The organism is Microvirga yunnanensis (assembly GCF_025460875.1).
Genome location: NZ_JAMXFI010000004.1, coordinates 20813 through 39803 on the forward strand (window position 1 = coordinate 20813; position 18991 = coordinate 39803).

Annotated in this window: 16 protein-coding genes; 13 read left to right on the plus strand and 3 right to left on the minus strand. The window is 62.6% G+C overall.

The genetic code is table 11. The annotated features are described in order from the left end of the window. The first annotated feature begins 47 nt into the window (after positions 1 to 47). The 3 genes from NF876_RS03145 (at position 48) to NF876_RS03155 (ending at position 3113) form a co-directional block, all read left to right on the plus strand. The gene (locus NF876_RS03145) at positions 48 to 1256 is read left to right on the plus strand and encodes an amino acid ABC transporter permease (protein ID WP_262267396.1); all 1209 of its coding nucleotides are present in this window, start codon (positions 48 to 50) and stop codon (positions 1254 to 1256) included. Positions 1257 to 1488: 232 nt separating this feature from the next. Beyond that, positions 1489 to 2358, plus strand: coding sequence for an amino acid ABC transporter permease (locus NF876_RS03150; protein WP_262267397.1), 870 nt, complete (start codon positions 1489 to 1491; stop codon positions 2356 to 2358). Positions 2359 to 2369: 11 nt separating this feature from the next. Then, positions 2370 to 3113, plus strand: coding sequence for an amino acid ABC transporter ATP-binding protein (locus NF876_RS03155; RefSeq protein ID WP_262267398.1), 744 nt, complete (start codon positions 2370 to 2372; stop codon positions 3111 to 3113). 471 nt (positions 3114 to 3584) lie between these two features. Here NF876_RS03155 and NF876_RS03160 read toward each other — a convergent pair whose 3' ends face one another. From NF876_RS03160 to NF876_RS03170, 3 genes are all read right to left on the minus strand, one after another. Continuing rightward, on the minus strand, positions 3585 to 4907 hold the full coding sequence (locus NF876_RS03160; RefSeq protein WP_262267399.1) for an MFS transporter: 1323 nt from the start codon (positions 4905 to 4907) through the stop codon (positions 3585 to 3587). Positions 4908 to 5131: 224 nt separating this feature from the next. Then, a complete protein-coding gene (locus NF876_RS03165) occupies positions 5132 to 6151 on the minus strand; it encodes a 2-hydroxyacid dehydrogenase (protein WP_315974989.1) in 1020 nt (339 codons plus the stop codon). Further along, the gene (locus NF876_RS03170) at positions 6148 to 6375 is read right to left on the minus strand and encodes a hypothetical protein (protein WP_262267400.1); all 228 of its coding nucleotides are present in this window, start codon (positions 6373 to 6375) and stop codon (positions 6148 to 6150) included. Before NF876_RS03170 ends, NF876_RS03165 begins: the two co-directional genes overlap by 4 nt. Before the next feature lie 322 nt (positions 6376 to 6697). On the opposite strand from NF876_RS03170, the gene NF876_RS03175 reads away from it, so the two are divergent. The 10 genes from NF876_RS03175 (at position 6698) to NF876_RS03220 (ending at position 18519) form a co-directional block, all read left to right on the plus strand. Continuing rightward, complete coding sequence (locus NF876_RS03175; protein ID WP_262267401.1) at positions 6698 to 7801, plus strand: NAD(P)/FAD-dependent oxidoreductase; 1104 nt, start codon at positions 6698 to 6700, stop codon at positions 7799 to 7801. A 22-nt stretch (positions 7802 to 7823) separates the two neighbouring features. Beyond that, positions 7824 to 9302, plus strand: a complete 1479-nt coding sequence (locus NF876_RS03180; RefSeq protein ID WP_262267402.1) for an aldehyde dehydrogenase family protein — start codon at positions 7824 to 7826, stop codon at positions 9300 to 9302. Positions 9303 to 9604: 302 nt separating this feature from the next. Next, positions 9605 to 10273, plus strand: coding sequence for a haloacid dehalogenase type II (locus NF876_RS03185; RefSeq protein ID WP_262267403.1), 669 nt, complete (start codon positions 9605 to 9607; stop codon positions 10271 to 10273). Positions 10274 to 10582: 309 nt separating this feature from the next. Then, entirely contained in the window at positions 10583 to 11860 is a 1278-nt protein-coding gene (locus NF876_RS03190) for an NAD(P)/FAD-dependent oxidoreductase (RefSeq protein WP_262267404.1), read from the plus strand. A gap of 24 nt (positions 11861 to 11884) precedes the next feature. After that, positions 11885 to 12829 carry an ABC transporter permease gene (locus NF876_RS03195; protein ID WP_262267405.1) on the plus strand — a complete coding sequence of 315 codons (945 nt, stop codon included), beginning with the start codon at positions 11885 to 11887 and terminating at the stop codon, positions 12827 to 12829. Then, positions 12819 to 13730, plus strand: coding sequence for an ABC transporter permease (locus tag NF876_RS03200; RefSeq protein WP_262267406.1), 912 nt, complete (start codon positions 12819 to 12821; stop codon positions 13728 to 13730). The genes NF876_RS03195 and NF876_RS03200 overlap by 11 nt, the downstream gene beginning before the upstream one ends. Positions 13731 to 13765: 35 nt before the next feature. Next, complete coding sequence (locus NF876_RS03205) at positions 13766 to 14461, plus strand: GntR family transcriptional regulator (RefSeq protein WP_262267407.1); 696 nt, start codon at positions 13766 to 13768, stop codon at positions 14459 to 14461. Between the two features lie 38 nt (positions 14462 to 14499). Next, positions 14500 to 15567 carry an ABC transporter ATP-binding protein gene (locus NF876_RS03210; RefSeq protein ID WP_262267408.1) on the plus strand — a complete coding sequence of 356 codons (1068 nt, stop codon included), beginning with the start codon at positions 14500 to 14502 and terminating at the stop codon, positions 15565 to 15567. Further along, on the plus strand, positions 15564 to 16673 hold the full coding sequence (locus NF876_RS03215; RefSeq protein ID WP_262267409.1) for an ABC transporter ATP-binding protein: 1110 nt from the start codon (positions 15564 to 15566) through the stop codon (positions 16671 to 16673). The genes NF876_RS03210 and NF876_RS03215 overlap by 4 nt, the downstream gene beginning before the upstream one ends. Before the next feature lie 346 nt (positions 16674 to 17019). After that, positions 17020 to 18519 (plus strand): ABC transporter substrate-binding protein, encoded by a 1500-nt coding sequence (locus NF876_RS03220; RefSeq protein ID WP_262267410.1) that lies wholly within the window; start codon positions 17020 to 17022, stop codon positions 18517 to 18519. Positions 18520 to 18991: the final 472 nt, after the last annotated feature.

The following is an 18991-nucleotide window of genomic DNA, read 5'->3' on the forward strand; positions in this document are numbered from 1 at the left end:
AGCAGCCGAAGCCGGCTGCTCGGATCTGCGTCGAAAAGGGTGGACTGATGTCGCTTGCCGAAACCCTGGAACCCCGTGTGGAAGCTTCGTCGGAGGGGCGCACAGATCGTCCGCGTATCCCCCCTCGCCTGCGCCGGAACCTTGGCTCGATCTTCTGGCAAGGATGCACACTTATCGCCGTCGTCGCACTGCTGGCGTTTCTTGGACATAATATCGCGCTGAATCTGAAGGCCCGCGGCCTGGCTTCCGGATTCGACTTTCTCTCGAAAGAGGCCGGATTCGCGATCGGGTTCTCCCTAATTCCTTTCACCGAAACAGATACCTACGGACGCGCCTTCATCGTCGGCCTGTTGAACACGATCTTCGTTGCCTTCGTGTCCATGATCCTGGCGACTGTGCTGGGGACTATCATCGGGGTAGCCCGGGTGTCGAAGCATCCGCCGACGGCTGCCGCGGCTCTTGTCTACGTCGAAGGACTCCGCAACATCCCATTGCTGCTGCAGGTCCTGTTCTGGCAGCAGCTTCTGATCAACGGGCTGCCCAGTGTGCGTCAGAGCCTCGATCTCGGAGGATGGGTTTTCCTCAACAACCGGGGTCTCGTCCTTCCGGATGTTACGGCCGGGGCCCTTCCCGTGCCACCATCGTTGATGGCAGCCATCATGGCTGCAACGTTCATTGGTCTCACCGTGACCGCACTCCGGCGGGCTGAACCGTCACGTCAGCGGCAAGTCGCCGTCTGGGGGCTCGGGGCGCTGCTCGCCCTCGAGATCGGACTGGCAATGCTGACCGTTGCCTGGAGCCGCCCTGTCCTGACCGGTTTTAACTTTCGGAACGGGGTGGTTCTCATCCCCGAGTTCGTGGCGCTGGTCGTCGCACTGACGATTTATAATGCGGCCTTCATTGCTGAGATCGTCCGTGCCGGCATCGAATCGGTGAACAAAGGCCAGCGGGAGGCGGCCGCCGCACTTGGGCTCCCGCCGCGTCTGATAATGCGCCTGATTGTTCTGCCCCAAGCCATGCGCGTCGTCATCCCGCCACTCGCAAACCAATACTCGCATTTGCTCAAGGCATCCTCCCTCGCGACGGTGATCGGCTACCCGGATCTTGTGAACGTGTTTCTCGGCACGACACTGAACCAGACCGGGCGAGCCATCGAGATCGTCACGATGACCATGGCGGTGTACCTGGTTCTAAGTGCTCTCGTGGCTGGGTTCACCTCGTGGTTTAACGCCAGAATGGCCCTGGTGGAGCGGTAAAATGGCGATCGTGACGGACTTTTCCTCCAAGTCGGTTGCGCCCGGATCGGCCGTCTCGCCGCTGCTTCGGCGCTATTTCGGCACCCCGGGTCGAGGTCTCTTGAGTGTCCTGCTCACATTGTTTTGGGCCTGGGCAGCTTGGGCAGCCTTTAGGTGGGCGATCCTCGATGCGACCTGGATCGCCGACGACCGCTCCGGCTGTGCGCCCGGGGGAGCCTGCTGGGCCTTCGTGGTGGCACGGATCGACCAGTTCCTGTTCGGCTTCTATCCACCGGATGAGCGCTGGCGACCGGCACTCGTCCTCGTCCTCCCCTTTGTCCTGTTTGCGGTTGCGGTCTCTGATCGCTTCCAAAGCCAAAGGCCGATGATCGGTGGTGCGATCGTTCTCGTTCCCATAGCCAGCCTTACCCTCCTCGCCGGTGGCGTTCCGGGCGTGCCGCATGTGCCGGCCGACAAATGGGGTGGGCTGGCGCTGACGATCGTGATCGCGGAGACGAGCTTTGTCGCCTCGATGCCCTTCGCGGTCTCCCTTGCACTGGCCAGGCGCTCCCAGATGCCTGTGATCAGCATGCTTGCGACTGGATTCATTGAGCTCTGGCGCGGACTCCCGCTCGTGGCAATTCTCTTTATGGCTGTAATCTTGCTGCCGCTCCTTCTGCCGCCAGGGTTTCAGATCGGCCGGGTGGAAATGGCGATTACGGCTCTGACGATCTACTCCGCCGCCTATCTGGCAGAGGTGGTGCGGGGAGGACTGCAATCGGTTCCCGTGGGGCAGTCGAGGGCGGCAAGCGCGCTTGGATTCGGGTATTGGCGGACGCTGGCGTACATCACGCTGCCGCAGGCCCTGGGCAAGGTCTTGCCGGGCATTGTTAATTCTGCGATCGCGCTGGTCAAAGATACCAGCTACGTCATGATTGTCGGATTGTTCGACTTCATCAATATCGTGACCGCTGCGTTGTCGGATCCGAAATGGCTCGGATCGCCGACAGAGGCCTACCTGTTCGTGGCTGCTGTATATTGGCTTGTCTGCTTCGGGCTATCGCGCTGGGGCCGGAGCATCGAAATCAGGAGCGCAAGGGCGCGTGGCGTCGTCAGATCCTGAGGAGAACCGACATGTCTGGCTCGCCCTTAGTTCACGTCAGCAATGTGTGCAAACGCTATCGCTCGCAGGACGTGCTCGCTGGTGTCAGCTTCCAGGTTGCACGCGGCGAGTGCGTCGTCCTGTGCGGGCCGTCCGGATCCGGCAAGTCGACGTTGCTCCGCTGCATCAACGGTCTCGAGGAGTGGCATTCCGGCGAAGTGACCGTTGACGGTGTTGACATTGCTGCAAACGCACACCGGCGGGGGCACATTGGCCAGCTGGTCGGCATGGTGTTCCAGGACTTTAACCTGTTTCCTCATCTGACGGTCCTCGACAATGTTGCGCTTGGGCCGCGCGTCCTCCTGAAAGAGCCAAGCCCGAAAGCTGCCGCGATCGGACACGACCTGCTCGAGCGGGTCGGCCTCTCGGGCCAGATACACAAATTTCCCCACGAGCTGTCAGGAGGACAGCAGCAGAGGGTGGCCATCGCGCGGGCTCTCGCGATGAAGCCGAAGGTCATGCTTTTCGATGAGCCAACGTCTGCGCTCGACCCGGAAATGGTGAAGGAAGTGCTTGATGTGATGCGCGAACTTGCTGCCTCAGGCATGACGATGATCTGTGTAACCCATGAAATGGGGTTCGCGCGCAACGTCGCCGATCGGGTTGTCTTTCTGACGGACGGCTGTGTCTGTGAAACCGCTCAGCCCAGCGACTTCTTCTCCTGCCCCACGACGCCGCAGGCTGTAAAATTCTTGAGTCATGTGTTGGCGCGTTAACCTTATGCCGCAACGTTCCGCGTTCCCGGCATCACGTGCGAAGGCGCGTAGGTGTCTCGTCGGACATCTGGGCGAGCGCCGGGAGAATGACAGAAAGCGCTGAGCAGTCCCGTTGAGGTTGAGCCCATTGACGCCTCCGCCGGCTGGAAGTCATGGTCCGATGACTCGGTCCCGGATCCCTTCTCGAGCGCCGAACAGGCTTCCCCGTCAACGTCCTCAGCGGCGCGAGAGACGGCCTGCACGCATTCGTGATCGTAGTGAGGTGCGCTCGCCGTCCCCTCATGGCGCCTGCCGGGCCGACGGGCCACAAGCAAGCGTACGCCCACGGAGTGTCGCACCGCAGCGGCGTGGATTCGGAGCCGAGCGAGCCAGCCCTGCCCTTCCGTCAAATGCCGACGTCACCGTCGGTTCTGTGGGACCTGCCAGAAGACGCCGGAGCGTGATGCCCCTCGGCCCATCGCCGGACGCAGGTCACCGGTTGGCCGGCCAGCGCTCGTGGAGCTCGTCCAGCACGAACACATGGGCATGCCCGATTGTTCGGCCCTGCGTGCATCCATCGTGCAGGTGTTGGTGGTCTGGTGCGAGGTTGTCATGAACATGAGACAGGATATCTGGATCCTTCCTCGGCCAAAGCCGCAGGGCAGACACGGTTGCCACTAAGGCAAGACCGCCGAGCAACCAGAAGGTCCTCGGCAGGCCGATCGCCGCTCCGAGCCAGCCAGCCAACGGATAATTGATCAACCAGCACACGTGCGTGAATGAGAACTGCGCCGCGAAAACAGTGGCGCGGTCGGCCTCGCCGGACGAACGGCGGATGAGCCGTCCCGCCGGAGTTTGGATGAGGCCGTAGCCCATGCCAAGGATCAGCATGACCGCAAGAATCAGAGCGAAAGTTCCGATGAAGCCTGCTGCTAGCATCCCCACAATGATAAAGCTTGCCCCGATCAGCATGGCGGTCCGATCCTGGATCGCTTCGAGCAGACGCGGGACGCAGAGCGCGGCTACCATCGACCCTGCGCCGTACGTGGCGAGGGCGAGAGCGGTCGCGGTTTGGGTCAGTCCCATGTTCGCCTGAACAAGGACCACTGTGTTGACGATGATCATCGCACTGCCACAGGAGGCAACCAGCGAAAAGGCCAGTAGTCCTCTCAGCCGCGGGGTCCCGATATAGATGCGCATGCCTGTCAGGGTTCTTTTGGCAATCCTGTCCTGCGTGATGATCCGGCGCGACGGGAGGATCGTCACGGCAATGAACGCCGCCGACGCCAGGAAGCCAAGCACCGTCCCGGCGAAGAGCTCGTGAAAGTTGAAGAAGGTGAGCAGCAATGCTGCGATCACGGGGCTGGCGACACTTTCCAAATCATAGGTCAGCTGGGTCAGCGAGAGCGCGCGCGTGTAGTCGCGCTCATCCGGCAGTACATCTGGAATGGTGGCGCGCATCGTCGGCGTGAAGCCGGCGGATGCCGCTTGGAGCACAAAAATTAGGCAGTAGATCTGCCAGACCTCCGTCACGAAGGGAAAGGCGACCATGACGGCTGCGCGAAGCAGGTCGAGGCCCACGAGAATGTTCTTGCGCGAGAAGCGCTCGGCCAAAGCCGCGGCCACGGGCGCGAGGCTGACGCTGGCGATCATCTTGATGGCAAGCGCCGTTCCCAAAACAGACCCGGCTTGGGAGCCCGCGATGTCGTACGCCATCAGGCTCAGCGCAACCGTAGCAAGACCCGTTCCGAGCACCGCCACGAGCTGCGCGATGAAGAGGGAGCGAAAGGTTCTGTTGGCGAGTATCGAGAGCATGAGGGCGGATATTCCTCGGAATGAGTTTCACGCGGAGGGCCTAGGCGCTGGTCCGTGGCTGCAGCCTGAAGCCGGACGGTTGATCCCCGGCCGCGGTCTCGTTTCGGGGCGCCTGGCGTGGTTGACCGGCCGGCAATCCTGCCGCCGATGGCATGGGGCTTCGCCGGCACAGGTGAATGTCATGTTGACGCGAGTGGTTCCGGTCATCGTCTGGTTGGATCTCCTCAGTAACCCCGCCGGCGGTCGATCACGCCCTCCATCGGGAGCCCCGAGCGATGCCGCTCGATGAGCCCGCAGACACGCTCTGCGGCTGCCTGGGGAAGGGTTGCGCTCGCGATGTGCGGAGTGACGATGACCCGTGGGTGCCTGAGGAGGGCATGGTCCTCCGCAGGAGGCTCACTCTGCAGGACATCCAAAATGGCGCAATCGATCCGGCCACTCGCGAGCGCAGCAATCAAGTCGTCCTCGATAAGATGGCCGCCGCGGGCCGCGTTGAGCAGCCTTGCCCCCATGGGCAGCCGCTCAAAGGTGGCGCGGCAAAGAATTCCCCGTGTCGCGTCCGTGAGCGGCAGCAGGCACACGAGGATGTCGCAGCCCGCCAGGAAGGCCCCGAACTGCTCGGGACCGGCAAAGGTGTCCATCCCCTCGATGGTTTTGGGCGACGCGCTCCACCCCCTCAACGGAAAGCCGAAGGGCTTTAGAGACTCCGCCAAAGCCTGCCCGAGGATGCCGAGCCCCATGATGCCGACGCGGCGCTCCGCCGCTCGCTGCAGCCGGCGGTAGCTCCAGTGGCCGGCCTGCTGATCGGAAACGTAGTGCGGAATGTCCCTGTGCAGAGCCAAGACCCCGAAGGTGGCATATTCGACCATGCCCCGCGTCAGATCCGGGTCGAGCATCCGCACGATCGTCACGTGGGGAGGGATCGCGTCCAGGTTGAGCTGATCGATTCCTGCCCCGATGCTGAAGAGGACCTTTAGGTTGGGGAACACGCGCCCTAGTTCCGGAGGCGGCAACCAGGCGATGAGGTATTCCACCGTCTCGCCGGCCCCGATCTCCGGCCACATGCGGAACGAGGCCTGAGGCAGCTTCGATCGGAACACCTCGCTCCAGACCGCACCTCTGACAGGATCAGACTTGTAGCCCACCGCGATGGGTTGCGATGCGGCCTGTTGCCCCGGCTCAGGCCGAGGCCCGCCGGTCTGCTCGATATCGCTTTCGGCCATTCCGGTGCTCTGGCTCATCATGCTGCTTTCTGCTGGGCGAAGCGTCCGATGCGAAAGGCATCGAGCGAAAGGCCGGTGCGGCCCGTGTCAATGAGTTCGGCCATTACGTCGCCCGCCGCCGGCCCGACCTGGAAGCCGGCACCGCAGAAGCCGAATGCGTAGAACAGCCCATGGCGAACGCCATCGATCTCGATCTCGACGGGGCGCCGATCCTGCTCGGCAACCCGGACAAAGCGCGCGGGCATGGCACCTCTCATGACAACGGTGACGACAGTCTACGGAGAGTCGGCCGAGATTCTTCGCCTCTGTCGCGGGCTCAGCGAGGCGATTATTGCGGAGATCCCCGAACCGGCAGCAGTTTCTGCCGTACTGCCCTGCGACCCCTTGCCCTTCGGCGGAGCGCCCTTCCCGATGGATTTGCTCATCCTGCCGCCCGGTGAAGCAGAATGCGCTGTTGCCGCCACCCTTGCGAATATCTTTTGCCGAATGCCCCGGTCACCTCCGTAACATCTGCTCCGCGCCCGGGCTTACGGTTGAGGCTGTAACAGCGAAGGGGCAGGATCATCCATGGCGCGCATCGTCATCATTGGTGCAGGGATCGTTGGACTATCGGTGGCTCGGGCCGCCTTGAAGAAGGGCCATGAGGCTATCGTCCTGGAGCAGGGCCCTGTCCCGAACCCTCACGCCGCCTCCTTCGACCTGCATCGGATGATCCGGTACCAGTATGGGTCTGCCGAAGGCTACACCCGCATGGTTACGAGCGCCTTCGACGCGTGGGATCGGCTCTGGGACGATCTGGGTACCGATCACTTCGAGAATACCGGGAGCATCGCCATTTCCCTGGCACCCAACGACTACGCGGAAAAATCCCTGAAGACGTTCCAGGCCATCGGCCTCGATCACGAGGTGCTCGACCGCGAGGGTGTGGAGCGCCTGTGCCCACACCTGACTTTGCCGGAGGGCGCATGGGGCGTCGTCGCCGCGCGCGGCGGGCCGCTCTTTGCCAGCCGGATCGTCACCGACCTGGCGCAATGGGTGGTGGATCACGGAGCCGAAATCGAGGCGAACTGCAAGGTGGTTCGCGTCGATCCCGAGAACGGCATCGCCGAGCGGGCAGACGGGACGACTGTGGCGGGCGATCTCGTCGTCATCGCCGCGGGAGCCTGGCTTCCGGGCTTGCTGCCGGACCGCTACGGGGAGAACGCGGTTTACCGCCAGGGGCTGTGCTATGTGGAGCCGCCGGCGCGCTACAAGGAGTCGTGGCGCAACGCCCCCGCCATTGCCTCCTTAGGCGACCATACAGGCTACACCCTGCCCGATCGCCGCGGCGCCGGTCTGAAGATCGGCTACAGCGCTCATCGCAGGCTCGCGCGGCCGGAGCAGACCGGCTTCGACTCCGATCTGAAGGCTGAGAGCGGGGCGATCCTAGGGGCGTTCAAGCCCTATCTCAATGAACCGGACGGTTACCGACCCACGCGGATCCAGGTGGGCTTTTACGTTCTCGACCCCTCACGCCGCTTCAAGCTCGACCAGCTCGGCCGAGGCCTCGTGGTGACGAACTGCGATGGCCAGATGTTCAAGTTCGGCCCGCTTCTGGGCGAGCGCATCGTCGGCATGTTCGACGGGGCCGAATCCGCTGCAGACCTCTCCCGCTGGGCCGCCGGCCACTGAACTCCGCAATAGGATAACCGCCATGCTCGACTTCGATCCGAATACCGTTTCCATTCCCAACGGTCACTTCATCGACGGGACGCTCGTCCCCGATCGTGGCGACACGCTGCCGGTCCGCCGTCCGTCCGACAACCATGTCTATGCCGACCTCCCGATCGCCTCCGCCGAGATGGTAGACCAAGCCGTGTTGTCCGCGCAGCGCGCCTTCGAGACGTCAGACTGGGCCTCCGGCGCGCCACGCAACCGGGCCCGCATCATGCGGCGCTGGGCGGACCTCATGGAGGCTAACAGGGAGGAATTGGCCAAGCTCGAGGCATTGGGTTCCACACGGCCGATCAAGGATGTGCTCGCGGTCGACCTCCCCTATGGGGCAGATAGCCTTCGGTTCTTCGCTGAATGGGCGGACAAGCTCGGGGGCGACGTGGCGGCCACCCGCTCCGACCATCTGGGCCTCGTGATTGCCGAGCCCTACGGCGTTGTCGCTTGCATCGCGCCCTGGAACTTCCCCATCACGCAGGCTCTTACCAAGATCGGCCCGGCTCTTGCGGCGGGCAATGCCGTAATCCTCAAACCCTCCGAAATGACGCCGTTCTCGGCCGTGCGTCTGGCTGAATTGGCGATTGAGGCGGGCATGCCGCCGGGCATTCTCAATGTCGTCCACGGCACCGGCGCCGTGACGGGCGACGCCATGTGCCGTCACCCGCTGGTCGGCAAGATCTCCTTCACCGGGTCCACGCGCACGGGCGCCGCCATCATGGCGGCCAGTGCCGAGAGCGGTGTCAAACCCCTCACCTTGGAGCTGGGCGGCAAGAGCCCGCAGCTCGTCTATGCCGACGTGCCCGATCTCGGCCGGGTGGCGCGCGCCATCTCCAACTCCATTCTCGGCAATGCCGGACAGGTCTGTGTGGCGGGCTCCCGGCTGATCGTGCAGCGCAAGGTACAGGACCAACTCCTCGACCGGCTCATCGCCCTGGCGAAGGACGTGCGCCCCGGTCCGACCTGGCGCTCAGACACGTCTTTCGCTCCCATTATCTCCACGCCTCAGCTCGACCGCATCGACGGCATTGTCCGGCGGACCATCGCGGAGGGGGCTGAAGCGATCATCGGCGGGCGGCGTGTGATGTCGATCCAGGACGGCGCCTTCTACGAACCCACCATTCTCACCGGCGCTTCGTCCCAAATGGAAGCAGTGCGCGAGGAGGTGTTCGGCCCCGTCCTAACGGTCCAGAGCTTCGACGACGAGGAAGAGGGTCTAACCCTCGCCGACCATCCGGTGTACGGCCTTGCGGCTGGGGTCTACACCGGCGATGTGAGCAAGGCCCTGCGCGCAGTGCGCACCATTAAGGCCGGCACGGTCTGGGTGAACCGCTACGGACGCACCGCGGACTACATCATTCCGACGGGCGGCTACAAAAGTTCCGGCATCGGCAAGGACCTGGGCCGTCAGGCGGTGGAGGCCAACATGCGGCTCAAGAGCGCCCTCATCGACTTCGCCGCGTGACGTCATGAGCGAGACAGGCCATCCTATCCACCGACCAGTCGGTGTCGTCACGCTGAATACCGTACCAGCAATCCGTGCTGCCGAAGCCGCATCAATCGGCATGATGTTCCTCCGGACACGGCACAAAGCGCAACGCTGTCTTCTTCGACGATTCTACAGTGCAGGGGATGCCACTGGGTGTGCCACTTCCAAGGCCTCGGCTGCAGCGAGCGCAGCCGTTCCACGAAAGCGGGTGTCCAGGGGCAAGTGCCGCTCAAACTGATTCATTCCACGCCGCCAGGAACAAACAAGGGCTGATCCTCATGACCACACTCAGGCCAAAGTACATCTCGTTCGACTGCCACGGCACGCTCATCTACTTCGAGATGGCTCCCGTGGCGCGGAAGGTTTATGCGGACCGGGTAAGCGCAGACAAGTTGGATGCCTTCACCCGTGACTTCTCCGCCTACCGGCTGGACGAAGTTCTCGGGGCATGGAAACCCTATTCCGAGGTGGTGCGTAACTCGATTGCCCGGACCTGCAAGCTCTGGAATGTCGAATTCCGGGACAGCGATGCCGAATTCATCTACAACTCGGTGCCCACTTGGGGACCTCACCCGGACGTGCCTGTCGCGCTCGCTCAGGTCGCCAAGCACTTTCCCCTGGTCATTCTCTCGAACGCCGACAACAGCCAGATCCGCTCGAATGTGGAGAAGCTCGGAGCCCCCTTCCACGCGGTATTCACGGCCGAGGATGCACAATCCTACAAGCCGCGCATGCGTGGCTTCGAGTACATGATGGACAAACTGGGCTGTAGTCCGGAAGACCTGCTGCATGTCTCGTCGAGCTTCCGCTACGACCTCATGACCGCACACGATCTGCACATCACGAATAAGGTGTGGGTGAACCGCGGGCACGAGCCGCCAAATCCATACTACGGCTACCACGAAATCAAGGACATCTCCGGATTGCCGGGGCTGCTCGGCCTCTAAGGAGCGCAGTCCGCTTTGAGGCCGAGCGAAGCGGAGCTTTGTTCGTGCAGAGGGCGAGACGGCTCGCTCTGCCCTGGTTAAACGGGGCAGGTCATTGATACAGTATATCCTATCGATGACCTGCCGAAAGCCGCGATCTGCTTAGATACTGCGCAAAGCTGGGCCGAAAAAACAAGCAATTGTCGATTTTATGATTGTTGACAATCATACAACTGGGTTCATGATGACAGCATGGATGACATCCGCAGCGCTCCTCGGTGCCTTGCCCACGCCGACAAAGGCATGGGCCGATCCTCAGAAGGCCGGATCATGAAACTTGCATCATATTGGCTCGAGACGGCACCACCCTTCAGCGGCGACACCTCAGGCGCCCTCGCCGGCCGGGCTGACGTTGCGGTTATCGGCGGCGGCTTCACCGGGCTCTCGGCAGCCCTCGCGCTCGCCAAGAACGGTGCCGACGTCGTTCTGATCGACGCAGGCCGCGTCGGCGCCGGTGCCTCGGGACGCAATGGTGGGCAGTGCAACAACGGTCTCGCGGCTGATTTCCGCAGCACCGTCGAGCGGCTTGGGCTCGCCCAGGCCCGCACGCTCTATCGCGCCTATGACGCTGCGGTTGACACGGTCGAGCGGCTCGTCAAAGAGGAAGGCATCGAGTGCGACTTCGGCCGCACGGGCAAGATCAAGCTTGCGGCCAAGCCCGAGCACTATGAGAAGCTGGCCCGCACCCACGACGTGCTCGTCCGGGAAGTGGATCCGGACACCAAGCTGGTGCCGGCCGCGGCGATGCGCTCGGAAGTCGGAACGGATCGCTATTACGGCGGCCTGGTCTTCGAGAAAAGCGCCAGCATGCACATGGGGAAGTTCGTGCATGGCTTGGCCAGCGCAGCCGCGCGCTACGGCGTGCGCATCTACGAGAACGCTCCCGTCACGAAACTGAACCGCATCCGCGGATACGAGCATGACGTCGTCACAGGCCGTGGCACGGTCCGGGCCGCGCAGGTCCTGCTCGCCACCGGCACCTCGACGGTCGGCCCCTTCTTTCACTATCGCCGGCGCATCGTTCCGATCGGCAGCTTCATCATCGTGACCGAGCCGCTGCCGATTGAAACCATCAATGCCCTCATGCCGACCCGGCGGATGGCCACCGACTCGAAGAACGTCGGCTCCTACTTCCGCATCACGCCGGACAATCGCCTGTTGTTCGGAGGACGGGCCCGCTTCGCCATGTCGAACCCGCTCTCGGACGCCAAGAGCGGCAAGATCCTCGAGCAGACCATGCACACCGTATTCCCCAGCCTGCGCGGCGTGCGCATCGATTACTGCTGGGGCGGCCTGGTGGACATGACGGCCGATCGCCTGCCGCGCGCCGGCGAGCATGACGGCGTGTTCTACTCGATGGGCTACAGCGGCCACGGTACCCAGATGTCCACGCATATGGGTGTCGTGATGGGCGAGGTCATGAGCGGCCGGCCCGAAGCCAACATCTGGCGTGACATGGACTGGCCGGCCATCCCGGGGCACTTCGGTCCGCCCTGGTTCCTCCCCTTCGTGGGAGCCTACTACCGCTTGCAAGACATCCTGCACTGAGGCGAACGGGGAGAGGACGAGACCATGTGGATGATAGCCCTGCAACGCTTCCTGATCCTCTGCCTGACTTTGGTGTTCATTTCACTGCTGGCCTTCCTGGTCCCCTACATGAGCGGGGGCGATCCGGTGCGCACGATCGTGCAGTCGCGCGTGGGCGACATGGCCATCGATCCGGCCTCCGTCGAAGCGATGCGGGTTCAACTCGGCCTCGATCGGCCTCTCTCCGTGCAATACCTGAGCTGGCTGTGGAGCGCGATCCACGGGGATTTCGGCTACTCGTTCGTCAGCCGTTCTCGCGTTGGTCCCGAAGTGGCGCGTGCCCTGGTGGTCTCGTTCACCCTGGCCATGAGCGCGCTGGGTATCGCACTCGCCGTTGCCTTGCCGCTCGGAACGCTGAGCGCCATGTGGCCCGGCAAGACAATCGACACCGTGGCGACTTTCGTCACTCAGACTTTCGTGGCGGTGCCTGAGTACTGGTTCGCGCCGATGGCCGTCCTGATCTTCTCCCTTTACCTCGGCATTTTGCCCTCCGCCGGCTGGGACGGACCCGCCTCGCTGGTCCTCCCGGCTGTCGTGCTCAGCCTGCGTCCGCTGGCCTACTTCACCCGGGTGAGCCGCGCGGCCATGCTGGATGTGCTGCAGGCCCCCTACATCACGGCCGCGCGCAGCCGCGGCCTGAACATGAATCAGACGGTCGTTCATCATGGGATCCGCAACGGAGCGATGCCGGTCGTGACCCTCTTTGCCCTGTGGCTCGCCGGCCTGCTGGGCGGGTCCGTTGTGGTCGAAGTGATCTTCGCCATTCCGGGCATGGGCCGGCTGATCTACGAGGCCGTCGTCAACAACGACGTGCCGGTGCTACAAGGCAGCTTTGTCTGTATCGTCGCCCTTTCGGTCCTGATCAACACGCTCGCCGATGCTCTCTACATCCTGCTGAATCCAGCCGTGCGGATCCGCCATGTCCATTAATCACCTCGTCCCCTCGGCCCCAACGATTCTCGAGCCGGCCCGTTCAATCGAACCGTCGGCCGTGGCTCAGGCCATCCGCTTCATCCGCCAAAGGCACTGGTCGTTCGCGGTCGGGTCGCTGATGTTCCTGACCATCGCCCTGCTGCTGATCATCTCGCCGTGGATCATCCCGCATGATCCCGCAGCGCAGAGCTTGCTGCGCCGCCTGGCGGGTCCCAGCGCCGAGCACTGGCTCGGCACCGACCATCTCGGGCGTGATCTGTTGAGCCGGTTGTTGATCGGCGGGCGCTTTTCCGTCGTGATTGCTGCGGTCACCCTCATCTTGGGCGCGGTAATCGGCACCCTCCTCGGTGTCATCAGCGCTCGCAAGGGCGGGATCACCGACGAGATCGTCATGCGCGTCGTCGACCTGCTGATCTCGTTTCCAGACGTGATCGTCGCAATCTTCATGATCGCGATTTTCGGCCCCGGCTACGGCACGCTGATCGCCTCGCTCACAATCGTCGGCTGGACGCCGTTTGCCCGTATGGCTCGCGGCTTGACGCTCGAAATCAACTCGCGCGAGTACATCAAGGCGGCAGAGGTTCTCGGGTGCACGAAGACGTTCATCATCTTTCGCCATGTCATCCCGAACGCGATCCGTCCGATTGCGGCCATCAGCTTCCTGCGCTTCGGCCATAAGCTGATCACGGTCGGCGGTCTATCGTTCCTAGGTCTCGGCGTGCAGCCGCCGAATGCAGACTGGGCCCTCATGCTGGCAGAGTCCCAGCCCTACGTGGAGCGGGCGCCGCTGTTGGTCTTCGCCCCGGGGCTTGCGATTTTCCTGACCGCGCTCAGCGTGACCTGGATCGGCCAGGGACTCGAGATGAAGGGACGCAACGCATCCAAGGTGGCTCAATAATGGCTATCAGGGCCATAATGATGAAAGATGAATCCATGAAATCTGACAGCAAGGGGATCAAGCGCCTGCCCCGCGTGACCTTGTCCGGCCGCATCGCTGAGGAGATCCGGGAGGCGGTTCTGTCGGGAGCCTTTCCGCTTGGATCTCAGCTGAACGAGATGGACCTGGCCGAAAAGTTCGGCGTCAGCCGCGGCCCGGTCCGGGAGGCGATGCAGCGCCTCATCCAGGAGGGGCTCCTTCACAGCGAGCCGCACCGGGGTGTGTTCGTACCGGAGCTCACCGATACGGATCTGTCCGATGTCTACTATGTACGCGAAGCAATCGAGGGTGCGGCCGTCCAAAGGATCATGGCTCGTCCGGACCGCAAGGATATCCATCTGGCTCTGATGAAGATCGCCAAGCAGATGGAGAAGACGGTCACTCAGGGAAGCTGGCTGCAGGTGGCTGATATTGACCTCGCCTTCCACCGTGAGCTCGTTGAATCCGCTGGAAGTTTCCGCCTGTCGCGGATGTACGCCACCGTTCAGGCCGAGACGAAGCTGTGCATGCATATGCTCATGGGGGGCTATCGGAGCAGCAAGGCTTTGGTCGAGGAGCACGAGCTGCTGGCGAACCTGATCGCGGGCGATGATGTCGCCGCAACGTTGCGGGAACTCTCCCGTCACTTCGGGGATCCCATTCGCATCCTGCGCAAAGCAAATGCAGCTCGGCAAGGATCAGAGGCTGCCTGACCGAACCACCGCCCGAAAGCAAACCAGAGGAGGCTTTCGTGATCATCGAAAAGAGCACTTCGGCCGCCGAGACCAATCCTCGTCCAGGCGAACCGTTGCTGGAGATCCACAATCTTCAGGTGGCGGTGCCCGACGCTCCGAACGTCAAGCCGATCATTGACGGGATCAGCCTGCGCATCAACGCCGGAGAGGTCGTCGCTCTGGTGGGCGAGTCAGGGTCCGGCAAGAGCATGACGGCTCTTTCGCTGATGCAGCTCCTTCCCACAGGTCTCGCGACGACCGCCGGCACGATCAGGTTCGACGGTGAAGACATCCTCACGATGTCTCAGCGGCAGTTGAATCATCTCCGTGGCGGCCGGATCGCGATGCTGTTCCAGCAGCCTCAGGCGATGCTCGACCCGACCTCACGTGTCGGAACCCAAGTCGCCGAGCCCATCAGAGTTCATCGCCATGTCGATCGCACCACAGCCAGGGCACGCGTCTTGGAACTCTTGAGCGAGGTCGGCATTCCTGATCCCGGTGCCCGTGTGGACTGCTTCTCTCACGAGTTGTCAGGCGGCATGGCTCAGCGCGTGATGATTGCCGCCGCTCTGAGCGCCAATCCCGATCTTCTGATCGCGGATGAGCCGACGACCGCACTCGACGTCACCGTTCAGGCTCAGATCCTCAAGCTCCTAGACGACGAGCGGCGCAAGCGTAAGCTGGCCGTCCTGCTCATCACCCATGACCTCTCCATTGTGTCCGCCTTGGCTGATCGGGTCGCCGTTATGTACTCGGGTCGGATCGTCGAGGAAGGGCCAACCCAGCAGATTTTGAAGGCGCCTCGGCATCCCTACACGAAGGCGCTGATTCAGTGCTCACTCTTGAAGGCGGACGAGGAAGGTCATCTTTTCTCGATCCCAGGCGGTGCGGCCCAAGCACGCGACCTCGACCAGGGGTGCCGATTCCTTCCCCGGTGCGCCACTGCCGCGACAGGCAATCTTCACGAGCGCTGCACCCGTCTCGAACCGGCACTCGATGCCTACAACGACTGCTGCAAGGCGCGATGCTGGGCCGTTAAAACCGATGGCGCCCATTCCGCTGTCCATGAGGAACGCAGGCCATGACCTTGTATGATCCCATCGAGCGCAATCTCTCGCGAGACAAAGGGACGGATCAGACTGAGCCCTTCGTCGTGGTGCAGGATCTGGTGAAGCACTATCCGGTTCCCGGCTTTCCGAGAGGCCGTTCCGTCAAGTCGGTCGATGGCGTCTCCTTCACGATCAAGGAGGGTGAAATTCTTGGCCTCGTCGGGGAGTCCGGCTGCGGCAAAAGCACGATCGCGCGGGTGCTCATGCGCCTGACGCCGGCCACCAATGGCGTTGCCAGGGTGGATGCCCGCAACATCCTGGCGATGAAAGGTGAAGAGTTGCGGCGCATGCGGCGCACCATGCAACTTGTGTTCCAGGACCCGTTTGCCGCTCTCGATCCTCGCATGAAGATTGGCCAGAGCATGGAGGTTCCTTTAGCGCAGCATGGCATTGGTCATGCGCGAGAGCGTCGGGACCTCGTGCTGCGGATGCTGAGTGACGTGGGCTTGGATGCCTCGTTCTACGACCGCTACCCGAAACAGTGTTCTGGTGGTCAGCTGCAGCGCGTCGTGATCGGTCGGGCCCTTCTGCTCAAGCCCTGGTTCCTGGTCTGCGACGAACCGACGTCCGCTCTTGATGCTTCGATGCGGACTCAAATCCTCAACCTGCTGACGGATCTGAAGCGACGATTTTCGCTGACGATGTTGATGATCTCGCATGACCTGCGGGTGATGCGCTATATGTGCGACCGGATTGCGGTGATGTATCTCGGCCAGATCGTCGAGATCGCGGACCGCGACGAACTGTTCGAGAATCCCCGGCATCCGTACACGCGCGCCTTGATCGCCTCCTCCATGCTGGAGGAAAGCGGCCTGAACTCGTCGGCCGGGCTCCTGAAGGGCGAGGCACCGAGCCCGCTCAACCCTCCTTCCGGATGCCGCTTCCACACCCGATGCATCTATGCGCGGGATGTCTGCTCACACAACGTTCAGCAATTCGTCGAGGCAAGCCACGACCATCAGGTGCGATGCCAGTTCTGGGATCACTTGGAGGAAGGTACCGCAACGGCCTCTACCGGGGATGATCCGGGCTTGGACGTGACCCGGGCCCTTCGGCCGCAGGGCATACATGCCACTGCTTGAGGCCAGGCAAGGGGAGGAGTCGCCCTTGAGCGGCAACGACCGGGGGCAAGGAAGGCCATTTGCGGCATCGCGGGCGCTCTGACGCCACTTCGTCAAGCATAGCCGTCCAGCGAAAGCGTGTCCGGCAGCACTTGTCGCTAAGCGACGTAAACGTCTGCAGAATTTCTTGACCTCGCCGGATGGCAAGGTGGCTCGATGACGGCGGTCAGTATGGTTGGGAGAGGTGAGCGTCCAAAACGCGCCACACCAGATTGGCGGCCCAAAGGGGCCAAAAGCGTGGCGACCATGCTCGTGCTCACACCTGTGAATGCAGTGCATTCACAGCAATAACGGAAGGATCGGGAACATGCGTATCGATGCGTTGGCAGTCACTTTGGCCGCACTCCTCTCGGGGCCGGCGCTTGCACAGAACGCCGGCGGGAACACCATTCGCGTCGTCGATGCCTGGCAGGTGAGGACCGGGTGGGACATGGCGTCCGATGACGCCTATCTTGGAAGCCGCGCCGGCTGCTACGAAGGCCTGACCCGCGTCGACTTCGATCTCAAGCTGCAGCCATCGCTCGCGACCTCGTGGACGCAGACCTCCCCGACCACCTGGGAGTTCACCCTGCGCGACAACGTGAAATTCCAGGACGGCGAGCCCCTCAATGCGGCCAATGCCACTAACGCGCTGAACAACCTTCTCAAGGCTGCCACGCCGGCTCGCGCCTTCTCGCCGAAAATGATCAAGTCGGTCGAGGCGGTCGGCGACAAGGTGGTGCGAATCACCACCAATGAGCCTTCTGTGCTTCTGCCGCTGCAGCTCGCAAGCCCGGCCACCACAATCCTCTCACCCGCCGCGTACAAGGACGGCAAGATCAACCCAATCAATGCCTGCACGGGCCCTTTCACCATCACGCAGGTCGACCCCACCCAGCGCATGACCGTCAAGCGTAATGACAGCTATTGGGGCAACAAGCCCGTGCTGGCTGGCGCTGAGATCCGCTTCATCACCGACGCGAACAGCCGCGCGACCCAAGTTCGTTCGGGTGAAACGGACGTTGCGCGCATGATTCCCCCACTGGTGGCCACGACGCTCAAGAAGTCGTCGAACATCAAGCTCGAGCAGGTTAATGCGCCACGCACGACCATGCTCTTGCTGAACAACAAGAAGGCTCCCTTCGACAACATCAAGGTCCGCCAAGCCGTCCAAGCGGCAATCGACACGGCGGGACTCGCCGCCGCAGTCTATGAGGGGCTGGTTCAACCTGCCACGGGCCCGTTCCCGCCCACGGACCCGTGGGGGCCCAAGGACCAGAAGCCCACCTATGACGTTGCGAAGGCCAAGGGCCTGCTGGCCGAGGCAGGCGTGAAGCCTGAGTCGCTGAAGGTCAATCTGCTCGCCTATTCGTCCAAGGTGGAGTTCAAGGACGTGGCGGCCGTGATCCAGGAACAGCTGAAGTCCATCGGCATTCAGGTCGACGTGAAGGTGGCGGAATACAACGCCATCGAGCCTGACATGCTGGCGGGGAACTACGACATGGCTCTCATGTCCCGCGGCTATCTGACCGACGCGGCCGAGCCGGCGAGCTACCTCAACGCCGACTACACCTGCGGCGGCGGGTTCAATATCTCGCATTTTTGCGACCCGGAGATGGATGCGAAGATCAAGGCGATCTATCAGACGGGCGAACCGGAGAAGCGGATGCCGATGTATCAGGAGATCGCCAAGAAGGTGCAGGCCGATGCGCTCACGATCTTCCTCGTGCATGAAACGCTCTACGATGCTTACTCGGCGAAGGTGAGGAACTACAAGCCGCACCCACTGAACTACATTGCGCTGACGCCGACACTCTCCATCAACTGATTGGCAAGTTCACTCCGCGCAACGGCAGGCAGGGCTCTCTGGGCGCTGCCTGTCCTCGTATCTGCCCCGGCGCAGACGTCTCGACGGCCGATCTCCTCGTCCGCGAGGACTTGGTTCAAACCGTTGCCGCGCGGGCGCTCATGCGCCTGACCCCACTGGTCCGTCGCGTTGCCGCGGTGAACGCCCGCCAAGTATGCGCAACGAAAGGCGAAGAGCTGCGGCGCATGCGGCGCTCCACCCCACTCGTCCCGAGCCGGTTCGCACAATGGGTAGGACTTCCTCCGAGCTGGACAGGGCTCCTTGATGCACTGTCAACTCTAGGAATATTTAGGCGGATTGCCGGGAGAGGAGCTGATTTGTGGTCGGCCGATCAGGTGTTTTACCCTTGGCGGCAACACACTTTAGCATAACTGTCTTTCAACCTAGCCCTCAGCAGCAGTTTCAGCTGAATTATCAAGACGATGCTGAAAAT